The sequence below is a fragment of the Cupriavidus sp. SW-Y-13 genome (assembly GCF_009793345.1).
Classification (GTDB): domain Bacteria; phylum Pseudomonadota; class Gammaproteobacteria; order Burkholderiales; family Burkholderiaceae; genus Cupriavidus.
In genome coordinates, this window is the sequence record NZ_WHLX01000001.1 from 2,437,054 (window position 1) to 2,459,190 (window position 22,137).

Annotated in this window: 21 protein-coding genes; 5 read left to right on the plus strand and 16 right to left on the minus strand. The window is 62.9% G+C overall.

Annotation, left to right across the window (positions count from 1 at the left end; genetic code table 11):
• Window positions 1-203: 203 nt before the first annotated feature.
• The 15 genes from leuB to sdhC form a co-directional block, all read right to left on the minus strand.
• Window positions 204-1,271 (minus strand): 3-isopropylmalate dehydrogenase, encoded by a 1,068-nt coding sequence (gene leuB / locus GA566_RS10890; protein ID WP_160472735.1) that lies wholly within the window; start codon window positions 1,269-1,271, stop codon window positions 204-206.
• 34 nt (window positions 1,272-1,305) lie between these two features.
• Entirely contained in the window at window positions 1,306-1,956 is a 651-nt protein-coding gene (gene leuD / locus GA566_RS10895) for a 3-isopropylmalate dehydratase small subunit (RefSeq protein ID WP_160472736.1), read from the minus strand.
• Window positions 1,957-1,966: 10 nt separating this feature from the next.
• Complete coding sequence (locus tag GA566_RS10900) at window positions 1,967-2,098, minus strand: entericidin A/B family lipoprotein (protein ID WP_130389614.1); 132 nt, start codon at window positions 2,096-2,098, stop codon at window positions 1,967-1,969.
• A 66-nt stretch (window positions 2,099-2,164) separates the two neighbouring features.
• The gene (gene leuC, locus GA566_RS10905) at window positions 2,165-3,574 is read right to left on the minus strand and encodes a 3-isopropylmalate dehydratase large subunit (protein WP_160472737.1); all 1,410 of its coding nucleotides are present in this window, start codon (window positions 3,572-3,574) and stop codon (window positions 2,165-2,167) included.
• A 399-nt stretch (window positions 3,575-3,973) separates the two neighbouring features.
• Window positions 3,974-4,675 (minus strand): ABC transporter ATP-binding protein, encoded by a 702-nt coding sequence (locus GA566_RS10910; RefSeq protein ID WP_137923140.1) that lies wholly within the window; start codon window positions 4,673-4,675, stop codon window positions 3,974-3,976.
• The gene (gene livG, locus GA566_RS10915; protein WP_160472738.1) at window positions 4,675-5,442 is read right to left on the minus strand and encodes a high-affinity branched-chain amino acid ABC transporter ATP-binding protein LivG; all 768 of its coding nucleotides are present in this window, start codon (window positions 5,440-5,442) and stop codon (window positions 4,675-4,677) included. Before livG ends, GA566_RS10910 begins: the two co-directional genes overlap by 1 nt.
• Window positions 5,439-6,692: a high-affinity branched-chain amino acid ABC transporter permease LivM gene (locus GA566_RS10920; protein ID WP_160472739.1), complete on the minus strand. Its 1,254-nt coding sequence runs from the start codon at window positions 6,690-6,692 to the stop codon at window positions 5,439-5,441. Before GA566_RS10920 ends, livG begins: the two co-directional genes overlap by 4 nt.
• Before the next feature lie 9 nt (window positions 6,693-6,701).
• Window positions 6,702-7,628: a high-affinity branched-chain amino acid ABC transporter permease LivH gene (gene livH / locus GA566_RS10925; protein ID WP_137923143.1), complete on the minus strand. Its 927-nt coding sequence runs from the start codon at window positions 7,626-7,628 to the stop codon at window positions 6,702-6,704.
• A gap of 138 nt (window positions 7,629-7,766) precedes the next feature.
• Complete coding sequence (locus GA566_RS10930) at window positions 7,767-8,894, minus strand: branched-chain amino acid ABC transporter substrate-binding protein (RefSeq protein ID WP_160472740.1); 1,128 nt, start codon at window positions 8,892-8,894, stop codon at window positions 7,767-7,769.
• A gap of 530 nt (window positions 8,895-9,424) precedes the next feature.
• Complete coding sequence (gene gltA, locus GA566_RS10935; protein ID WP_137923145.1) at window positions 9,425-10,726, minus strand: citrate synthase; 1,302 nt, start codon at window positions 10,724-10,726, stop codon at window positions 9,425-9,427.
• A 42-nt stretch (window positions 10,727-10,768) separates the two neighbouring features.
• On the minus strand, window positions 10,769-11,050 hold the full coding sequence (locus GA566_RS10940; RefSeq protein ID WP_137923146.1) for a succinate dehydrogenase assembly factor 2: 282 nt from the start codon (window positions 11,048-11,050) through the stop codon (window positions 10,769-10,771).
• Between the two features lie 152 nt (window positions 11,051-11,202).
• The gene (locus GA566_RS10945) at window positions 11,203-11,904 is read right to left on the minus strand and encodes a succinate dehydrogenase iron-sulfur subunit (protein WP_137923147.1); all 702 of its coding nucleotides are present in this window, start codon (window positions 11,902-11,904) and stop codon (window positions 11,203-11,205) included.
• A 34-nt stretch (window positions 11,905-11,938) separates the two neighbouring features.
• Complete coding sequence (gene sdhA / locus GA566_RS10950; RefSeq protein WP_137923148.1) at window positions 11,939-13,717, minus strand: succinate dehydrogenase flavoprotein subunit; 1,779 nt, start codon at window positions 13,715-13,717, stop codon at window positions 11,939-11,941.
• Between the two features lie 3 nt (window positions 13,718-13,720).
• On the minus strand, window positions 13,721-14,086 hold the full coding sequence (gene sdhD, locus GA566_RS10955; protein ID WP_124683765.1) for a succinate dehydrogenase, hydrophobic membrane anchor protein: 366 nt from the start codon (window positions 14,084-14,086) through the stop codon (window positions 13,721-13,723).
• 11 nt (window positions 14,087-14,097) lie between these two features.
• On the minus strand, window positions 14,098-14,508 hold the full coding sequence (gene sdhC, locus GA566_RS10960) for a succinate dehydrogenase, cytochrome b556 subunit (protein WP_137923149.1): 411 nt from the start codon (window positions 14,506-14,508) through the stop codon (window positions 14,098-14,100).
• Between the two features lie 17 nt (window positions 14,509-14,525).
• Between sdhC and GA566_RS10965 the strand changes: the two genes are divergently transcribed.
• On the plus strand, window positions 14,526-14,909 hold the full coding sequence (locus tag GA566_RS10965) for a hypothetical protein (RefSeq protein ID WP_137923150.1): 384 nt from the start codon (window positions 14,526-14,528) through the stop codon (window positions 14,907-14,909).
• Here the strand turns inward: GA566_RS10965 and GA566_RS10970 are convergent.
• On the minus strand, window positions 14,891-15,760 hold the full coding sequence (locus GA566_RS10970) for a GntR family transcriptional regulator (protein ID WP_137923151.1): 870 nt from the start codon (window positions 15,758-15,760) through the stop codon (window positions 14,891-14,893). The genes GA566_RS10965 and GA566_RS10970 overlap by 19 nt on opposite strands.
• Window positions 15,761-16,180: 420 nt before the next feature.
• Here GA566_RS10970 and GA566_RS10975 point away from each other — a divergent pair, with 420 nt between their 5' ends.
• From GA566_RS10975 to acnA, 4 genes are all read left to right on the plus strand, one after another.
• On the plus strand, window positions 16,181-17,164 hold the full coding sequence (locus GA566_RS10975) for a malate dehydrogenase (protein WP_137923152.1): 984 nt from the start codon (window positions 16,181-16,183) through the stop codon (window positions 17,162-17,164).
• Window positions 17,165-17,303: 139 nt separating this feature from the next.
• A complete protein-coding gene (locus GA566_RS10980) occupies window positions 17,304-18,284 on the plus strand; it encodes a CoA ester lyase (protein WP_160472741.1) in 981 nt (326 codons plus the stop codon).
• A gap of 228 nt (window positions 18,285-18,512) precedes the next feature.
• Entirely contained in the window at window positions 18,513-19,067 is a 555-nt protein-coding gene (locus tag GA566_RS10985; protein ID WP_160472742.1) for a hypothetical protein, read from the plus strand.
• 253 nt (window positions 19,068-19,320) lie between these two features.
• On the plus strand, window positions 19,321-22,026 hold the full coding sequence (gene acnA, locus GA566_RS10990; protein WP_160472743.1) for an aconitate hydratase AcnA: 2,706 nt from the start codon (window positions 19,321-19,323) through the stop codon (window positions 22,024-22,026).
• Window positions 22,027-22,137: the final 111 nt, after the last annotated feature.

Below are 22,137 nucleotides of genomic sequence, written 5' to 3' on the forward strand. Positions count from 1 at the left end.
CGCCACGCACTGTAATGATAGTGGCGGCTGCAGCGGAAACAGTCAGATAGGACTGGGGGATTCGGGCCATGACGGGAGAGTCTACACGAATTTGCGGTGATGCCGCGGGCGGAATTGCGGCGTTTTGTAGCGTTTCGCTACCTTACTCCCCTCTCCCGCATGCGGGAGAGGGGAGCAAACCGACGGGCAGGAAACCGCGGTGCTTACAGCGCCGCCAGCACAGCCTCGCCCATTTCCTTCGTGCCCACCTGCTTGCAGCCCGGCGTCAGGATGTCGCCGGTGCGGTAGCCCTGGGCCAGCACCTTCTTGACGGCATTCTCGATGCGGTCGGCCTGTTCGGCACGATTCAGCGAGTAGCGTAGCATCATGGCGGCGGACAGGATCGTGGCCAGCGGATTGGCCACGCCCTTGCCGGCGATGTCCGGTGCCGAGCCGTGCGACGGCTCGTACAGACCCTTGTTGTTCGCATCCAGCGAGGCCGACGGCAGCATGCCGATGGAACCCGTCAGCATGGCGGCTTCATCCGACAGGATGTCGCCGAACATGTTGCCCGTGACGATCACGTCGAAGCTCTTGGGCGCCTTCACCAGTTGCATCGCGGCGTTGTCCACGTACATGTGCGACAGCTCGACATCCGGATACTCCTTGCTGACCTCGATCACGATGTCCTTCCAGAACTGGAAGGTCTCAAGCACGTTGGCCTTGTCCACACTGCACAGCTTCTTGCCACGCTTGGCGGCGGCCTGGAAGGCCACGTGGGCGATGCGGCGGATTTCAGGCTCGCTGTAACGCATCGTGTCGAAGCCTTCACGGGCGCCCTTGAACAAGCCGTCCGGCGCCTCGCGCACGCCGCGCGGCTGGCCGAAGTAGATGTCGCCGTTCAGTTCGCGCACGATCAGGATGTCGAGGCCGGCCACGAGTTCGGGCTTCAGGCTCGATGCGCCAGTCAGCTCGGGATAGCAGATTGCCGGGCGGAAGTTGGCGAACAGCTGCAGGTGCTTGCGCAGGCCCAGGATGGCCTGCTCCGGGCGCAGCGGGCGCTCCAGGCTGTCGTACTTCCAGTCGCCCACGGCGCCGAACAGGATCGCATCGGCTTCCTTTGCCAGCTTCAGCGTGTTGTCCGGCAGCGGATGGCCTTCGGCCTCGTAGCCGGCGCCGCCCACGGGCGCGGTTTCCATTTCGAACTTCTCGTCGAGGGCGTTGAGCACCTTGACAGCTTCGGCAACGATCTCGGGGCCGATGCCATCGCCCGGCAGGACTGCAATCTTCATCTCGTGTTTCCTTTTTTACCTGTGCGTTGCTGGATCAGCCGACCAGACGGTTGCCGAGCCACGGCATCTTGGTCAGGCGTTCGGCTTCGTACGCCTTGATCTTGTCGTTGTGGCGCAGCGTCAGGGCGATATCGTCGAAGCCATTCAGCATGCAGTACTTGCGGAACGGAGCGATGTCGAACGGATAGCTGGTGCCACCCGGCGTGGTGACGACCTGCTTGTCGAGATCGATCGTCAACTGGTAGCCCGGAAACGCGTTGGTCTCGTTGAACAGGTGGTCCACCTGTTGCTCGGTCAGCGCTACCGGCAGCAGGCCGTTCTTGTAGCAGTTGTTGAAGAAGATATCGGCGAAGCTCGGCGCGATCACGGCGCGGAAGCCGTATTGCGTCAGCGCCCACGGCGCGTGCTCGCGCGAGCTGCCGCAGCCGAAGTTGTTGCGCGCCAGCAGGATCGACGCGCCCTGGTAGCGCGGCTGGTTCAGCACGAAGTCCGGGTTCAGCGGACGGTTGCTGTTGTCCTGGCCCGGCTGGCCCACATCCTTGTACCGCCATTCGTCAAACAGGTTCGGACCGAAGCCCGTGCGCTTGATCGACTTCAGGAACTGCTTCGGGATGATCGCGTCGGTATCGACGTTCTCACGATCGAGCGGCGCTGCAATGCCGCTGTGTACAGTGAACTTGTCCATGATGATTTCCTTACTTCCGGGCGGCGTTCTCGAGTGCCTGCCCGGCAGCCTGCGTGTCCTTGCCCAATCCGGCCACGGTATTGCAGCCAGCCAGTTGCAGCATGCCCAGGCATGCCAGCAGCGTGATCACGATCTTTTTCATGTTTTCTCTATTCGAAAAGATGTGTTGAACGATACAACCTGACCCTGCTCCGCGTTGGCCGAAGCCTCAGCCGAGCTTGCGGATGTCGACGAAATGCCCTTCGATGGCAGCGGCGGCGGCCATGGCCGGGCTCACCAGGTGCGTACGGCCACCGGCGCCCTGACGGCCTTCGAAGTTGCGGTTCGAGGTGGATGCACAGCGCTCGCCCGGCTCCAGGCGGTCCGCGTTCATCGCCAGGCACATCGAGCAGCCCGGCTCGCGCCATTCAAATCCGGCAGCCTTGAAGACCTTGTCCAGCCCTTCGCGCTCGGCCTGTTCCTTGACCAGCCCGGAACCCGGCACCACCATGGCCAGCTTCACGTTGCCAGCTACCTTGCGGCCCAGCTTCTGCACCACCCACGCGGCGGCGCGCATGTCCTCGATGCGGCTGTTGGTGCAGGAGCCGATGAACACCTTGTCGATGCTGATCGATTCCATCGGCACGTTCGGCTGGAGGTTCATGTACTCCAGCGCGCGCTCCATGGCGTTGCGCTTGTTCTGATCCTTTTCCTTCTCCGGATCGGGCACGCGGTCCTGGATGCTCACCACCATTTCGGGTGACGTGCCCCAGGTGACCTGCGGTTGAATCTCCTCGGCGCGCAGCTCCACCACCTTGTCGAAGTGGGCACCGGCATCGGTGTGCAGCGTGCGCCAGTAGGCCACGGCCTGCTCCCACTCCACGCCCGTGGGCGCGTACGGACGGTTCTTCACGTATTCGAGCGTGACATCGTCCACAGCTACCAGACCCGCACGCGCGCCGGCCTCGATCGCCATGTTGCAGACCGTCATGCGGCCTTCCATCGTCAGGTCGCGGATGGCCGAGCCGGCAAATTCCATCGTATAGCCCGTGCCGCCGGCCGTGCCGATCTTGCCGATGATGGCCAGCACGATGTCCTTGGCGGTGCAGCCGCGCGGCAGCTTGCCTTCCACCTTGATCAGCATGTTCTTGGCTTTTTTGCCCAGCAGCGTCTGGGTAGCCAGCACGTGCTCCACTTCGGAGGTGCCGATGCCATGCGCCAGCGCGCCGAACGCGCCGTGCGTGCTGGTGTGCGAATCGCCGCAGACCACGGTCATGCCCGGCAGCGTGGCGCCCTGCTCCGGCCCGATCACGTGCACGATGCCCTGGCGGTGATCGTTCATCTTGAACTGGGTGATGCCAAAGGCGTCGCAGTTGGTGTCGAGCGTATCGACCTGCAGCTTCGAGATAGGATCGGCAATACCATGCGTGCGGTCGGTGGTCGGCACGTTGTGGTCCGAGACAGCCAGGTTCGCGCTGATGCGCCATACCGGACGCTCCGCCATCTTCAGTCCCTCGAACGCCTGCGGGCTCGTGACTTCGTGCAGCAGGTGGCGGTCGATGTAGAGCAGCGTGGTGCCGTCTTCCTCGACGTGGACGGTGTGGTCATCCCAGAGTTTGTCGTAAAGCGTCTTGGCCATGATGCGGGGGGCAGAACGTCCGACTCACAGGAGCCAGCCGTGTCCGCGCGTTGGTTTGCAGGGGAGTTTGTTATCCGGATGCCGTCGCGCCGTCTCGGGTCCGGCAGCTATTTTGCTGCTTTTCCGACGGGACCGGTAATTGCTTGACATCGCAAGCGATTATGCCATGTGCGCCAGCCGCCGACGGGCCGGCCAGACCACCCGGGCGGCGGTCATTGGCGAAAGGGGGATTTCGTGGATGGCGAAGGGGGTTACTGATGCCGGGTCTTGCTCCCCTCTCCCGCAGGGCGGGAGAGGGGTCGGGGGAGAGGGCCAGAGGCTCAAACTGCGATCAGTCGGCAAGCAGAACCGCTAGCCCTCTCCCCCTGCCCCTCTCCCAGTGGGAGAGGGGAGTAAAACTCAACCGCCCAGATAGGCCGCCCGAATCCGGTCATTCGCCAGCAGGTTCGCGCCCGTATCGGCCAGCACCACCTTGCCGGTCTCCAGCACATATCCACGATCGGCCACCTGTAGCGCCTTGTTGGCGTTCTGCTCCACCAGGAACACGGTCACGCCTTCCTCGCGGATGGTGCGGATGATGTCGAAGATCTGCGCGATGATCAGCGGGGCCAGGCCGAGCGTGGGCTCGTCCAGCAGTAGCAGGCGCGGCTTGCTCATCAGCGCGCGGCCAATCGCCAGCATCTGCTGCTCGCCACCGCTCATCGTCCCGGCGCGCTGGCTGGCGCGCTGGTTCAGTCTCGGGAACAGCTTGAACACGTGCTCGATGCCTGCCTCGATCTCCTGGCGGCTGGAGAAGAAACCGCCCATCTTGAGGTTCTCCAGCACGGTCAGGCTCGGGAAGACGCGGCGGCCTTCCGGCGAGATGGCCATGCCCATACGCATGATCTCGTGCGTGTTCCGCGCCGTGATGTCCTGTCCTTCGAACAGCACGCGGCCGGACGAAGCGCGCGGCGTGCCGCACACGGTCATCATGAGCGTGGTCTTGCCCGCGCCGTTGCTGCCGATCAGCGTGACAATCTCGCCCTGGTTCACTTCGATCGACACGCCCGACAGCGCCTCCACGGCACCATAGTGGGTGTGGACGTTTTCCAGCTTCAGCATCAGTCCTCTCCCAGATAGGCTTTGATCACGCGCGGGTCGTTGCGCACTTCGTCGGGCTTGCCGATCATGATGGGCTTGCCGTGCTCCATCACCAGGATGCGGTCTGACACACCCATTACCAGGCTCATGTCGTGCTCGATCAGCAGCACCGAGATATTGAACTCGCGACGCAGGCTGTCGATCAGTTGCTGCAGTTCGATCTTTTCCTGCGGATTCAGACCCGCCGCGGGTTCGTCGAGCATCAGCAGGCGCGGCTTGGTGATCATGCAGCGCGCGATTTCCAGCCGGCGCTGGTGGCCATACGACAGCGTACCCGCCTCCCGGTTGGCCACGCCGGTCAGTCCCATCCGTTCGAGCCATTCAGCCGCACGACCCAGCGCCTCGCGCTCGGCGCGGCGATAGGCCGGCGTGGCCAGCAGGCCGTGCAGCAGTCCGGCCTTCACCTGCCGATGCTGCGCGACCATCAGGTTCTCCACGACGGTCAGCTGACGGAACAGGCGGATGTTCTGGAACGTGCGGACCAGACCATGGCGCGCCACCACGTGGCTGGGCTGGCGTGCGATCGAATGGCCGTCGAGCATCACCTCGCCAGCCGTAGGCTTGTAGAAGCCGCCCACGCAATTGAACACGGTGGTCTTGCCGGCGCCGTTCGGGCCGATGATGGCAAAGACCTCGTCGCGACGCACATCGAACTCGATGCCGTCGACGGCCAGCAGGCCGCCGAAGCGCATCTGCAGGCCGGATACTTTCAGCATTTCAGCGCTCATCGCGGCAACTCCACGTGGGGACGGCTCGCGGGCAGCAGGCCCTGCGGACGCCACATCATCATCAGCACCATCACCAGGCCGAAAATCAGCATACGGTACTCGGCAAAATCACGCGCCACTTCGGGCAGGATCGTCAGCAGGATGGCCGCGAGAATCACGCCCAGTTGCGAGCCCATGCCACCCAGCACCACCACGGCCAGGATCAGCGCCGATTCGATGAACGTGAACGACTCCGGATTGACCAGGCCCTGGCGCGCCGCGAAGAATGCACCGGCCAGGCCGGCGAACGACGCGCCCAGGGTGAACGCCGAGAGCTTGATGCGCGTGGGATTCAGCCCCAGCGAGCGGCAGGCGATCTCGTCCTCGCGCAGCGCTTCCCACGCACGCCCCATCGGCATGCGGATCAGGCGGCTCGTCACGAACAGCGTGAAACCCACCAGCAGCAGCGCCAGCAGGTACAGGAAGATCACCATGTGCTGGCCGGTGTACGGGATGCCGATCAGGTCGTGGAAGGTCTTTGCACCTTCCACGCTTGCACTGCGCGCCATCTCGATACCAAACACGGTCGGCTTCGGAATGCCCGACACGCCATCCGGACCACCGGTCAGGCTAGTCAGGTTGTTGAGCAGCAGGCGAATGATTTCCCCGAAGCCCAGCGTCACGATGGCGAGGTAGTCACCGCGCAGCCGCAGCACCGGGAAGCCGAGCACGAAGCCGAACAGCGCCGCGAAGCCAGCCGACAGCGGCAGGCATTCCCAGAACGTCAGGCCGAAATACTGGTTCAGCAGTGCGTAGGTATAGCCGCCTACCGCATAGAAGCCCACATAGCCCAGGTCGAGCAGACCAGCATAGCCAACCACGATATTCAGGCCCAGGCCAAGGATCACGTAGATCAGCGCCAGCGTGGCCACGTCCACGGCGCCACGCGTACCGAAGAACGGGAACACCAGGCCCACGGCCAGCAGCACCCACACCGCTAAGCGCTGCTGCTTTGCGCCCATGGCGGGCACCGTCGGCAACTTCACGGCGCTGCGCGCACGCCTCAGCATCGGCTTGAATAACTGGAACAGGAACACGAGCGCCACGGCGATCCAGACCGGGCGCCAGTGCGGTTCGAGCACGACCTTGTAGCCGTCGAGCTTGAGTTGCAGGCCCAGGACCGGGATCGTCAGGATGGCCGTCATCACGGCGGCCGTCACCGCGTTCTTCAGGTTGGCACCTGGCTGCGTTTGCGAAATCGATTGCGTCATGGGGCCCCCTTACACCTTTTCCACATCAGGCTTGCCAAGCAGCCCGGTGGGACGGAACAGCAGCACCAAAATCAGCAGGCCGAAGGCCACCACGTCCTTGTACTCGGCCGGCATGTAGCCGGCGGCGAATGTCTCGGCCAGGCCCAGCAGCACGCCACCGAGCATCGCGCCCGGAATGCTGCCGATGCCGCCCAGCACCGCGGCCGTGAATGCCTTGATGCCGGCGATGAAGCCGATGAACGGATTGAGCTTGCCGATGGTCAGTCCGATCAGCACGCCGCCCACGGCGGCCAGCATCGCGCCGAGCACGAACGTGAACGAGATCACGCGATTCGTATCGATGCCAAGCAGGTTGGCCATGCGCATGTCTTCCGCGCAGGCACGGCACGCGCGACCCATGCGCGAATGCCCGATGAACAGCGTCAGCGCAATCATCAGCACCAGCGTCACGCCCACGATCAGCAGGCGCGAGTACGGCACGGTCACCGTGAAGTCACTGCCCATCTGGAATTCGATGGCACCCGAGATCAGCAGCGGCACGGACACGTCACGTGCGCCCTGCCCGATCTGGACATAGTTCTGGAGAAAAATCGACATCCCGATGGCCGAGATCAGCGGCACCAGCCGCGGACCGCCACGCAGGGGTCGATAGGCCACGCGCTCCACGGCATAGCCGTAGCAGCCTGTCACGGCCACGGAGACGATCAACGCCGCGCCCAACACGAGCGGCAGCGGATAGCCAGCTTGCGCGCCAATGGCGGTCAGCGTCACGAGACCCACGTAGGCGCCGATCATGTAGATCTCGCCGTGGGCAAAGTTGATCATGCCGATGATGCCGTAGACCATCGTGTAGCCGATGGCGATCAGCGCATAGATCGCACCCAGCGTCAGGCCATTGACCAGCTGCTGGGTGAATTGTGGAAGGAATTCGTTCATGCGGGGGACCTTGTGGATCGGGAAGTCCGATGCGCGATGCCGCTCGCCCTTATGTGGCGCATTATCGACATCGAACCGATACCAAAACGCCCCGCGAGCCGGTTGGCCGCGGGGCGTTTCGCCAGAATGGCGCCGGGTTTAGTTGGCGGCAGTCTTGGTGGCGTCCTTGTGCCACGTGTAGACGACAAACTTGAACGACTTCAGGTCACCCTTGGCGTCGTACTCGACCTTGCCGATCGGCGTGGTGAACGCGTTCTTGTGCATGTAAGCGGCCACCTTCGTCGGGTCCGTGCTCTTGGCGCCGGCGATAGCGTCGCCGATGATCTTCACGGCCGCGTAGGCAGGCATCTGGAACGGGCCGTTGGCATCACGCTTCTTGTCCGCGAAAGCCTTCACCAGCGCCGCGTTGGCCGGATCGGCCGAGAAGTCGGCCGGCAGCGTCACGAGCATGCCTTCCGAAGCCGGGCCGGCGATGGCCGTCACGTCCTTGTTGCCCACGCCTTCCGGACCCATGAACGTGGCCTTCACGCCCTGCTCGCGCGCCTGGCGCAGCAGCAGGCCCATTTCCGGGTGATAGCCGCCGAAGTAGACGAAGTCCACGCCTTGCGACTTCAGCTTGGTGATCACGGCCGAATAGTCGGAATCGCCGGCGTTGATGCCTTCGAACACGGCTACGGGAATCTTGGCCGCTTCCAGGTCCTTCTTCACCGAGCTGGCAATGCCCTGGCCGTACGACTGCTTGTCGTGCAGCACGGCAACCTTCTTCGGCTTGACCTTGTTGATGATGTACTGGGCAGCCGCCGGACCTTGCTGGTCATCACGGCCAATCGTGCGGAAGATGAAGTTGCGCTTCTTCGTCTCGGTCAGCTGCGGCGCGGTGGCCGACGGCGTAACCATCACGATACCTTCGTTCTCGTAGATGTCCGATGCCGGAATCGTCGAACCCGAGCACACGTGACCAATCACGTAGTGGATGCCCTGGCTGACGACCTTGTTGGCGACGGCCACGGCTTGCTTCGGTTCGCAGGCATCGTCCAGCAGCACAGCTTCGAGCTTGTTGCCATTGGCGCCGCCAGAAGCATTGATCTGCTCGATGGCGGTCAGCGCACCGGCCTTGACCATGTCGCCGTACTGGGCGACGGAGCCGCTCATGGGGCCGGCGATGGCGATCTTGACGGTTTCGGCGTTGGCCGAAGTGAAGGCAGCGAGGCCGGCAGTGGCGAGCACGGCGGCCATGGCAGTGGACGAGAGACGGGAAAACGTCATCAGGAGCTCCTCGATTTATGTATGGGTCATTCCGGGCAGAGTCGGCATGACCGGCGCAATCGAACAGCACCCGCGGGAATATGGCAGACGGCGAACGGCAGACGGCCCAAAGCGGAAGTCGGGCCAGCGGTGACGACGTAAAGCGATGCGGGGCCCGGCATGTGCCGGCGCGCGCGCATTTCCCTCAGGGAAGCGGCGTACGCCGTAAGTTCGGAAAGACAACGTTGATGCGTTCTCTATTGCGCAAGCGCTTCGCCTGCCCCGCTTTTCCGAACCCGACATGCCGGAAGGGTGGCCCGGCTGCCGGTCGGCAAAGCAGCGGGCATTATAGGGCGAAAGTTGCAACCCGACAGAGCGAAGTTATCCATATTTGGCGGAAATCTGACAACTTATGCAGCTTGTTGCAACCGCACATGAGCAGGAAGCGTCGTGGAAAAGCCGTTTCACAACACTAGTGCGTGCAGGGTTGCTCGCAAAAAAAACGCCCCGGTTTCCCAGGGCGTCTTCTCTACAGCGGCACAGCAGACGGATCAGCGCTTGGCCATGTCCGGCACGTCGCGAGCGGCGGAGCCGTTGAACAACTGGCGCGGGCGGCCGATCTTGTATTCCGGATCGGTGATCATCTCTTCCCACTGCGAGATCCAGCCCGGCGTACGCGCCAGGGCGAAGATGCAGGTGAACAGCGAGGTCGGGATGCCCAGTGCGCGCTGCACGATACCCGAGTAGAAGTCCACGTTCGGGTACAGCTTGCGGCTGACGAAGTATTCGTCTTCCAGCGCGATCTTTTCCAGTTCCATGGCGAGCTTGAACAGCGGGTCGTTGTGCAGGCCCAGTTCGTTCAGCACTTCATGGCAGGTTTCGCGCATGAGCTTGGCGCGCGGATCGTAGTTCTTGTACACGCGGTGACCGAAGCCCATCAGGCGCACGCCCGAGTTCTTGTCCTTCACCTGCTTGATGAACTCGTTGATGTGATCGACGCTGCCGATTTCTTCCAGCATCTTCAACGCGGCTTCGTTCGCGCCGCCGTGGGCCGGACCCCACAGGCAGGCCACGCCGGCGGCGATGGCTGCGAACGGGTTCGTGCCCGACGAACCGGCCAGGCGGACGGTCGAGGTCGATGCATTCTGCTCGTGGTCGGCGTGCAGGATGAAGATGCGATCCAGTGCGCGCTCCAGCACCGGGTTCACGGTGTACGGTGCGCACGGCGTACCAAACATCATGCGCATGAAGTTGCCCGAGTAGGACAGGTCGTTCTGCGGGTAGATGTACGGCTGGCCGATGTTGTACTTGTACGCCATGGCGACCAGGGTCGGCATCTTGGCGATCAGGCGAATGGCCGAGATCTCGCGCTGGTGCGGATCGTCGATATCCATGGCGTCGTGGTAGAACGCGCTCATGGCACCCACCAGGCCCGTCAGGACAGCCATCGGGTGGGCGTCGCGGCGGAAACCGCGCATGAAGAATTGCAGTTGCTCGTGAACCATCGTGTGGTTCATCACCGAGCCAACGAATTCTTCCTTCTGCTTGGCGTTGGGCAGTTCACCCTTCAGCAGCAGGTAGCAGGTCTCGAGGTGGTCGCACTTCTGCGCCAGTTGCTCGATCGGGTAACCGCGATACAGCAGTTCACCCTTGTCACCGTCGATGTAGGTGATCTTGGAGTTGCACGAAGCAGTCGACATGAACCCCGGGTCATAGGTGAACTTGCCGGTCTGTCCGTACAGCTTGCGAATGTCGATCACGTCCGGGCCAACGGTACCCTGGTAGATCGGCAGCTCAACGCTGGGGGAACCATCGGAAAACGATAGCGTGGCTTTCACATCGGACGGCGTCATGTCGATTCCTTCAAATACTGTGAATAATGTTGTTGACCAAACTCAGACCGAACGCAGCAGGCTGAGTACCCGTTGCATCGGGGGCGTATCGAGCTCACCGTCCAGTTCCTTGCGGACCAGCAGCAGGTCCATCAAATCGTTGTCGCTGAGCTCGAACAGCTCACCCAGCGAAGCCACGTCTTCATCAGACAGGCTCTCCTCGTAACGATTGAAGAAACGTTCGACGATGATGTCGTTCTCCAGGAGGCCGCGGCGGGCGCGCCAGCGAAGCCGGGCACGCTTGTGCGGATCAGCCTGATGGGAGAATGTGGTGGATTGACTCATGGTCAGCCTTCTTTGAACGGCGGCCACCCGACTGGATACTGCACCGGGCTGACACGCCGCTTACATCAACTGCTAAATCAACTTCGATCCGTTGCAGACTGCCTGATGCGCCGCGTAAGACTCGGACGCATCAGGCAGTTTATACCCGCCGATTAAACAGCGCGGCGAACCATCAATTCCTTGATCTTGCCAATCGCCTTCGTCGGGTTGAGACCCTTCGGGCACACGTCGACGCAGTTCATGATGCTGTGGCAGCGGAACAGGCGGTACGGGTCGTTCAGGTTGTCCAGACGCTCGCCGGTAGCCTGGTCGCGGCTGTCGGCGATGAAGCGGTAGGCTTGCAGCAGGCCGGCGGGGCCGACGAACTTGTCCGGATTCCACCAGAACGACGGGCACGACGTGGAGCAGCTTGCGCAAAGAATGCACTCGTACAGGCCGTCCAGCTCGTCACGCTCCTGCGGCGACTGCAGACGCTCCTTCTCGGGCGGCGGCTCGTCGTTGATCAGGAACGGCTTGATCGAGTTGTACTGCTTGAAGAAGTTCGTCATGTCGACGATCAGGTCGCGCACCACCGGCAGGCCGGGCAGCGGACGCAGCACGATGCGGTCCGGCAGCTCGCGCATGTTCGTCAGGCAGGCCAGGCCGTTCTTGCCGTTGATGTTCATCGCGTCCGAGCCGCACACGCCTTCGCGGCACGAACGACGGAACGAGATCGTCTCGTCGAGCTTCTTCAGCTTGACCAGTGCGTCCAGCAGCATGCGCTCGTGACCGTCGAGTTCCACCTCGTAGGTCTGCATGCGGGGTGCGGCGTCCTTGTCCGGATCGTAGCGGTAGACTTCGAAAATACGCTTCATTTCTGTGGGTCCTGTTTTCTCTACGATGCGCCGTTTAGAACGTACGGGCCTTGGGCGGAACCGATTCCACCGTCAGCGGTTGCATCTTCACCGGCTTGTAGTCGAGGCGGTTGCCTTCGCTGTAGAACAGCGAGTGCTTCAGCCAGTTGTCGTCGTCGCGATTCGGGAAGTCGCTGTGCGCGTGCGCACCGCGCGATTCCTTGCGGGCAGCGGCCGAGATCATCGTGGCCTTGGCCACTTCCACCAGGTTGGCCACTTCCAGGGCTTCCACCAGTGCGGTGTTGAAGACCTTGGACTTGTCCTTCAGGTGGATGTTGTCGGCACGCTCTGCCACTTCCAGAATGCGCTCGACGCCTTCGTCCATCAGCTTCTGCGTACGGAACACGCCAGCATGCGACTGCATGTTGCGGCGGATGTCGTTGGCCACGTCCTGGGTGTACTCACCCGAGGTCGTGCCCTGCAGCTTGGCCAGGCGCGCCATGGCGCGGTCGGCGGCGTCTGCCGGCAGCGGCTTGTGTTCCTTCTGCTTCGACGCGTTGGCGACGATGTGGTTGCCGGCGGCACGGCCGAACACCACGAGGTCCAGCAACGAGTTCGTGCCCAGGCGGTTGGCGCCGTGCACCGACACGCAGGAGCATTCGCCGATGGCGTAGAAACCGTTGACCACTTCGTTCGGGTTGCCGTTCTTCGGCACCACGACCTGACCGTGGAAGTTCGTCGGAATGCCACCCATCTGGTAGTGGATGGTCGGCACGACCGGGATCGGTTCCTTGATGGCGTCCACGTTGGCAAACTTCATGCCGATTTCGCGGATCGACGGCAGGCGCTTCATGATGGTCTCGGCACCGACGTGAGTCAGGTCGAGCAGCACGTAGTCGCCGTTCGGGCCACAACCGCGGCCTTCCTTGATTTCCTGGTCCATCGAGCGCGACACGAAGTCACGCGGCGCCAGATCCTTCAGCGTCGGGGCATAGCGCTCCATGAAGCGCTCGCCATCCTTGTTACGCAGGATGCCGCCTTCGCCGCGCACGCCTTCCGTGATCAGCACGCCCGCGCCGGCCACGCCGGTCGGGTGGAACTGCCAGAACTCCATGTCTTCCAGCGGCACGCCTGCGCGCGCTGCCATGCCCAGGCCGTCACCGGTGTTGATGAAGGCGTTGGTGGACGCGGCATAGATACGGCCGGCACCGCCCGTGGCGAACAGCGTGGTCTTGGCTTCGAGGATATAGACTTCCCCGGTTTCCATTTCCAATGCGGTCACGCCCAGCACGTCGCCTTCTTCGTCGCGGATCAGGTCCAGCGCCATCCACTCCACGAAGAAGTGGGTCTTGGCGCGGACGTTGCGCTGGTACAGCGTGTGCAGCAGTGCGTGGCCGGTACGGTCAGCCGCAGCGCAGGCACGCTGCACGGGCTTTTCACCGTAGTTGGCGGTGTGACCACCGAACGGGCGCTGGTAGATCGTGCCGTCGGCGTTGCGGTCGAACGGCATGCCGAAGTGTTCGAGCTCGTACACGACCTTCGGGGCTTCACGGCACATGAATTCGATGGCGTCCTGGTCACCCAGCCAATCGGAACCCTTGATGGTGTCGTAGAAGTGATAGTGCCAGTTGTCCTCGCTCATGTTGCCGAGCGAGGCACCGATACCGCCCTGCGCCGCAACGGTGTGCGAGCGGGTCGGGAAAACCTTCGACAGCACGGCCACGTTCAGGCCGGCTTCCGCGAGCTGGAGGGATGCGCGCATCCCGGCGCCGCCCGCCCCGACGATGACCACGTCAAATTTGCGACGCGGCAATCCAGTCTTGACTGCGACCATTTATTACACCCTCCAGAGAATCTGAGCAGCGTAGCCCGCACAACCAACGAGCCACAGAATCGTAAGAACTTGCAGCACGAGGCGCACGGCCATCGGCTTCACGTAGTCCATCCAGATGTCGCGAATGCCGATCCACGCGTGGAACAGCAGGGACAGAACCGTCAGGAACGTCAGGAGCTTCATCCATTGGTTGGCGAAGAGACCCGACCAGCCTTCGTACGAAGGATTGCCGAAGGCGAGATACACCCCGGCGAGCACCACGGTGAACACCACCATGATGACTGCGGTAACGCGTTGCGCGAGCCAGTCCTTGAGACCGTAGTGCGCACCGACGACAAGACGCTTGGGACCGATATTATTGTTTGCCACCTTCACTCTCCTCAGAACAGGCCAAACAGCTTGAGCCCGAACACCACGGTGAGCAGCAGGCTTACGACCAGCACGATCTTGGCCGAGGTGGCGGAGGCGGGCTTGGTCACGCCGACGTGCACGTCGAGCAGCAGGAAACGGATACCGGCGCAGAAGTGATGCAGATAGCCCCAGATCAGGGCCAGGATCACCAGCTTGACGAAGCCGTTGGACAGCAGGGCCGAGAACTTCGCGTAGCTCAGTTCGGAGGTGACGCTCTGCTCGAAGAGATACAGAACGAACGGAAGGAGGAGGAACATCAAGGCACCGCTGACGCGATGCAGGATGGATACCTTGCCGGCCCAGGGCAACCGGTAGCGCGAGATTTGCGCGATACCGATATTCCGGAACTCCGGCCTGGCTTGTTTGGCGGCTTCAGCCATGCGAGACCCCATTTGCTGTGAAAAGAAAACTGCAAAAGAACGACACTGCCATTACTCCCCATTGCATCGGCTTGCCACAGCGGTTACCGTGGATGCACCGGATTGCGTCTAACCCTGCATCGAACGTGTGGGGGCGCTGGATGCAAATGAATGCAGGAGCAAATCGGCGTGATTTTAGCGCCTTTGTTGCGCAGCGCACCAATAATTTTCGACTATCACGCACCAACGCGGCGTGCGCGACAATCGCACGCGACAATGCGCGCACCACTCCGGACGCGATATATCGGACGATTCCTGCCACGCGCGACAATGCTGGCGGACGGCCCCATGCGCATGCCGCAATAATCGGCTTCCAGGACAGTCCTTCCATCGCCATCGCGCATCAGCTCAAGTCGTTTTGATAATAGTGCCGGGTCGTGACATAAAGACCACGACGGACTTCCACCGGGCGGTCGCCATATGTAAATGAGACCCGCTCCACCGACAACAGCGGCGTACCGGGCTCCACGGAAAGCAACTCCGCCGCCGTGTTATCGGCAGCAACTGCGCGAATCTTTTCTGTTGCGCGGATCATCCGGGTGCCGAACTCGGCTTCGAAGAGCGCGTACATCGGGCCCTTCCACTCGTTGAGCTTCTCGGCCGTCAGGCCCTTGAAGTTGGCGCCAAGCAGCCAGATTTCGTCCAGCACCGTGGCTTCGTTCGAGAAATTCAGCACGCGACGGATCTGCACCACGCTGTCACCGGTGCGGATATCGAGCAGTCGCGCGATCTCGGCCGGTGCGCGCAGGCGCTTGCATTCGAGCACGCGGCTGGCGCCGTAATGGGGTTCGCCCTCGTCGGGCACCAGCCGCAGGAAGCGGAACTTGACCACGTCCTCATGGTGGGTGGTCACAAAGGTGCCTTTGCCCTGGCGCCGCGCCACAAGATTGTCGGCAGCCAGTTCGTCGATGGCCTTGCGCACCGTACCCTGGCTAACCTTGTAGCGGGCGGCCAGGTCCATTTCGCTCGGAATCATCTCACCCGGCTTCCATTCGCCCGTCTGCAGGCTCTGCATGATCAAAGCCTTGATCTGCTGGTACAGCGGACTGAACGTGGGGGATGGGACGGAGGCAGGCGCGGCGGCGGGCGTTGCAGGCGCCGGACTGGCGCCCTGCGGCGTAGCGGACGGCTGCGTCCCGGCGCTCCGGGGGGCGACCGATTCCGGCGAACCGTTGGCAGCCGTGGCGGACGGGGACGTAGGCAGGGATGACATAGCCCGGATTCAACCACAAATTCCGGAATCGCGTCCAGCACGCTATGAAATGTCTTATGTCTTATATAAGACATATGAATTGACATCAATCGGGGCGCACCCTAAACTCGCGCAGTCCGTGCCGCCGCCCTCGCCCAGGCTCCCGCATGGGGCTGTCCCGCCCCAAGGCCCGAGCACTTAGCGGATGCGGCGCACCACATAGCAGTAGTAGACTTACGCCTTGTCGCCCTCGACGCATGCCCATGGCCCGCGCGCTCCTCGTTGCGGCCCCCGGGCCTTGTATTGCGGGCTGCCGGCGGATGCCCGCCTGCCCCGTGGCGACACGAGACCAGCACCCGGTGACGCGCCGGCCTGCTCCAACCCCTGGACGGCCAGCCGCCATCGAACGGTTACCCCCTCTTTTCGTTTGGAGACTTACTCATGGCTAAAGCCCCAATGCGCGTCGCAGTCACCGGCGCCGCTGGCCAGATCGGCTATTCCCTGCTGTTCCGCATCGCCAACGGCGACATGCTCGGCAAAGACCAGCCGGTCATCCTCCAACTGCTCGACCTCCCGCAAGCCCAGACCGCCGTCAAGGGCGTGGTGATGGAACTGGAAGACTGCGCGTTCCCGCTGCTGGCTGGCGTGGTCATCACCGACGACCCCAAGGTTGCCTTCAAGGACGCCGACGTTGCCCTGCTGGTGGGTGCCCGTCCGCGTAGCAAGGGCATGGAACGCAAGGACCTGCTCGAAGCCAACGCCCAGATCTTCACGGTGCAGGGCAAGGCCCTGGACGAAGTGGCAAGCCGCGACGTCAAGGTACTGGTCGTGGGCAACCCGGCCAACACCAACGCCTACATCGCCATGAAGTCCGCGCCGAGCCTGAAGCGCGAGAACTTCACGGCCATGCTGCGCCTGGACCACAACCGCGCGCTGTCGCAGATCGCCGCCAAGACCGGCAAGCCGGTGTCGTCGGTCGAGAAGCTGTTCGTCTGGGGCAATCACAGCCCGACGATGTACGCCGACTACCGCTACGCCACCGTCGACGGCAAGAGCGTCAAGGACCTGATCAACGACCAGGTCTGGAACAACGACGTGTTCCTGCCGACCGTCGGCAAGCGCGGCGCCGCCATCATCGAGGCACGTGGCCTGTCGTCGGCCGCTTCGGCTGCCAACGCCGCCATCGACCACGTGCGTGACTGGGTCCTGGGCTCGAACGGCAAGGTCGTCACGATGGGCATCCCGTCGAACGGCGAATACGGCATTCCGAAGGACGTCATGTTCGGCTACCCGGTGACTACGGCCAACGGCAAGTACGAAATCGTGCAAGGTCTCGAGATCGACGCCTACAGCCAGGAAAAGATCAACATCACGCTGAAGGAACTGGAAGAAGAGCGTGCCGGCGTGCAACACCTGCTGGGCTGATCTCTAGTACCAGGAGCTACCCGCTCATGAAACCGGGGTCCGCATCGATTGCAGAATCGGCGCGGACCCCGGTTTTTCTTTGGGCGCTCGCCTTGTCTTCTCATTAACCCCCTGCTTCATACGTCTTACGCAAACCAACGTGCATCCATCCGAGGTCCTGTTCCAGGGAGAAGCCATTCCCGTCCAGCTGCCGGTCTGCGACCACTACGCGGGCAGCGAGAAGCTCATGCGCAAATCGCTGGCCCTGCAGCAGTCGCTCGGGCCCGTGTTCGACATCACCTTCGATTGCGAGGACGGCGCCGCCGTTGGCCTTGAGCGTCAACACGCGGAGCTCTGCGCGCAACTGGTCAACAGCGCGGACAACGCCCACAACCGCGTGGGCGTGCGCATTCACGACCCCGCGCATCCGAGCTGGCGCGACGACGTGGACGTGCTGGTTTCCGCCGCCGGGGCACGGCTGGCCTATGTGGTGCTGCCGAAAGTCACCGATGTGGTCGAGGTCGCCCGCATGACCGACCATGTGAACCACGTGGCGCGCGCCGCCGGCATAGCGCGGCACATTCCTGTTCACGTGCTGATAGAAACCCATTCTGCACTTGAGCAGGTCTTCGAAATTGCCTCGCTGGTGCAGGTGGAATGCCTCAGCTTCGGGCTGATGGATTTCGTGTCGGCCCACCACGGCGCCATTCCGGCCGACGCGATGCGCTCGCCCGGCCAGTTCGAGCATCCGCTCGTCCGGCGCGCGATGTTAGAGATCTCGGCGGCCTGCCATCGTCATGGCAAGGTGCCGTCGCACAATGTCAGTACCGATGTGCAGAACCCGGACCAGGCCGGTCACGACGCGAGTCGCGCACGCGCGGAGTTCGGCTACCTGCGCAAGTGGAGCATCCATCCGGGCCAGATCGAGCCCATCGTGACGGCCTTTCGGCCCAGCGATACCGAAATCGGCACGGCGACGCAGATCCTGCTGGCGGCGCATGAGAACAACTGGGCGCCGATCCGCCACGACGGCCAGCTGCACGACCGGGCCAGCTATCGCTACTACTGGTCGCTGCTGCAGCGTGCACATGCCACCGGCACGGCGATCCCGGCTCCTGCCACCGATCTTTTCTTTGACTAGCCGCAATCAAGCGAAAACTGCTCATTTTTGTCGCCAAGTGGCCGATGGCAAACCGGTTGCACCTGATTATGTAACGAATATCGGACTGACTTCGCCGCTTTGGACAAATCGTAGAGAATAGCGGCGGAAAGTTGCCGGAGCGCCATGTCATGGCAAGCGCTCCGGACTGTTCGACACAACGAAGCCCCCACCTTTTTGACTATCCACGTAATCCGGAAGGAATCACAAATGAACAAACTCGTGCTGGCGGCCTGCATTGGCGCTTTGACCCTGTCCTCCGCTGGCGCCGCGCTGGCCCAGGAACCCGCCAAGAAGCCGGCTGCCACCAAGAAGGCGCCCGCCAAGAAGAGCTCCAAGTCCACCAAGGCTGCCGCCGCCGCGCCGGCCGTCGTGCCTTCGGGCGAAAAGTGGCAGTGCGAACTGGGCAATGTCATCTACATCAACGGCAACATGCTGCGCGATGAGGTGCTGACCGTGCACTGGTCGGGCAAGGACTACCGTCTGCCGCGCCAGTCCACCGTGACCGGCGCTGACCGCTACTACGATGCGCAATCGGGCCTGGACCTGGTCGTGATCCCGAGCAAGGCCATGCTGTTCAACAAGAACCTGGGCCAGCGCCTGGCCGACGAATGCCAGAGCGCCGACATGCTCGCAGGCGGCTCTGCCCCGACCCAGGCCGGCGCACTGCGCGCCCCGGTGTCCACGCCACTGCTGATGGCGCCCGCCGCCCAACCGGCCCCTGCCGAGCCGGCCCCTGCTGCACAAGCCGCGCCGAAGCAGTAAAGTCTCATCTTGCCTTGTCCGCGTGCGACGGTTTGCCGGCCGCACGCGGCAATTCGATGCTGGCCGTCAGAAGATCGCCAGCATCGAATTGCCTTGCACGATTGCCCTCACACACGGCAGTCATCACGTTGCTGTACGGTGCGCGTTTCAGGTCGGTCTGGCGCGCCGCGAGGTTTGCGGCGGAACCCTATCGCGTACCGGGGTCTGAAGAATAAGAGCATCTCCCGCGTCATCCCTCGATTGGAGTCAGGTAATGCCCCACAATCTCAATAACACTCTCAAAGAATTCAAGCTCGCCACGGGCGGCTCCGGCCAGTACTACTCGCTGCCACAGCTCGGAAAGGCCCTGGGCATCAAGATCGAGCGCCTGCCTGTATCGATTCGTCTGGTCCTGGAGTCGGTGCTGCGCAATTGCGACGGCAAGAAAGTCACCGAGGAACATATCCGCCAGCTTGCCAGCTGGAAGCCCAATGCCGAGCGCGTCGACGAGATTCCGTTTGTCGTGGCACGCGTGGTGCTGCAGGACTTCACCGGCGTGCCGCTGCTGGCCGACCTGGCCGCCATGCGCAACGTGGCCGAGAAGATGGGCAAGAACCCCAAGAAGATCGAGCCGCTCGTGCCGGTGGATCTCGTGGTGGACCACTCGGTGCAGATCGACCATTTCCGCGAGAAGAAGGCGCTCGACCTGAACATGCAGCTGGAATTCCAGCGCAACAACGAGCGCTACCAGTTCATGAAGTGGGGCATGCAGGCGTTCGACACGTTCGGCGTGGTGCAGCCGGGCTTCGGCATCGTTCACCAGGTGAACCTCGAATATCTGGCGCGTGGCGTGCATAACCGGGATGGCGTCTACTATCCGGACACGCTCGTCGGCACCGATTCGCACACCACGATGATCAACGGTATCGGTGTGGTGGGCTGGGGTGTAGGCGGCATCGAGGCAGAAGCCGGCATGCTGGGCCAACCGGTCTATTTCCTGACGCCCGATGTGGTGGGTGTGGAACTGAAGGGCCGCCTGCGCGAGGGCGTGACCGCCACCGACCTCGTGCTGACAATCACCGAGATGCTGCGCCGCGAGAAGGTCGTGGGCAAGTTCGTCGAGTTCTTCGGCGAAGGCACGGCCAGCCTGACCACGCCGGACCGCGCCACCATCGGCAACATGGCACCGGAATACGGCGCGACGATGGGCTTCTTCCCGGTGGACGAGAAGACCATCGACTACTTCCGCGGCACGGGTCGTACCGACGAGGAAATCGCTGCATTCGAAGGTTACTTCCGCGCGCAGCAGATGTTTGGCGTGCCGAAGGCAGGCGACATCGACTACTCCACGACGCTGACGCTGGACCTGGGCACCGTGGCGCCGTCTCTGGCGGGTCCGAAGCGTCCGCAGGACCGTATCGAGATCGGACACGTGAAGAGCACGTTTGCGTCGCTGTTCAGCAAGCCGGTGGCCGAGAACGGCTTCAACAAGGACCCGGCCGATCTGAACAAGGAATACGTCAACGCCGACGGCGTGAAGGTGCATAACGGCGACATCCTGATCGCCGCCATCACGTCGTGCACGAACACATCGAACCCGAGCGTGCTGCTGGCCGCCGGCCTGCTGGCGAAGAAGGCCGTGGAAGCCGGCCTGAACGTGGCGCCGCATATCAAGACGTCGCTGGCCCCGGGCAGCCGCGTGGTGACCGAGTACCTGACGGCCACGGGCCTGCTGCCCTACCTCGAAAAGCTCGGCTTCGGCGTGACCGCCTATGGCTGCACGACGTGCATCGGCAATGCCGGTGACCTGACGCCGGCGCTGAACGAATCCATCGTCGACAACGACATCGTGGCTGCCGCCGTGCTCTCGGGCAATCGCAACTTCGAGGCCCGCATCCACCCGAACATTCGCGCCAACTTCCTGGCTTCGCCGCCGCTGGTCGTGGCCTACGCCATCGCCGGCAATGTCACGCGCGACCTGATGACCGAACCGGTTGGCAAGGGCCGTGGCGGCAAGGACATCTGGCTCGGCGACATCTGGCCGACTTCCGAAGAAATCCAGGCACTGCTCAAGTTCGCGCTCGACGCGCAGGTGTTCAAGGGCAACTACGAACAGGTCAAGAAACCGAGCAAGCTGTGGGCGAATATCAAGGGGACGAAGGGCCAGGTCTACGATTGGCCGACCTCGACCTACATCGCCGAGCCGCCGTTCTTCCAGGACTTCACGATCGAGCCCAGCAACGAGGCCGTGACGGTACGTGGCGCGCGTGCACTTGGCGTGTTTGGCGATTCGGTCACGACCGACCACATCTCGCCGGCCGGTTCGATCAAGGACACCTCGCCCGCAGGCAAATACCTGCTGGATCATGGCGTGCTCAAGGCTGACTTCAACAGCTATGGTTCGCGCCGCGGCAACCACGAGGTCATGATGCGCGGCACGTTTGCCAACGTGCGGATCAAGAACCTGATGATCCCGCCGAAGGCCGATGGCTCGCGCGTGGAAGGCGGCATCACGCTGCACCAGCCCACGGGCGATCAGATGTCGATCTACGATGCCGCGATGAAGTACGTGGCCGAAGGCACGGCGACTGTGGTGTTCGGCGGCGAGGAGTACGGCACGGGTTCGTCGCGTGACTGGGCAGCCAAGGGCACGCAACTGCTCGGCGTGAAGGCCGTGATCGCGCGCAGCTTCGAACGTATTCACCGCTCGAACCTCGTGGGCATGGGCGTGTTGCCGCTGCAGTTCAAGGGCAGCGACAGCGTGCAGTCGCTTGGCATCATCGGCAACGAAACCTTCGACGTGGAAGGTATCGAGGGCGAACTGAAGCCCCAGCAGGACGTGGTGCTCGTGATCCACCGCAGCAATGGCGACACGCAGCGCGTGCCGGTGCTGCTGCGCATCGATACGCCGATCGAGGTCGACTACTACAACCATGGCGGGATTCTGCCGTTTGTGCTGCGGCAGTTGCTGGTGGCTTGATGTTTGGTTGTTCTCCCCTCTCCCGCGTGCGGGAGAGGGGAGCAAACCCGCAGCACCCTCACAAAACCCTTCCGGGTAATCCCCACCCTCCCCCGTAAGTTCTGCGCAAGC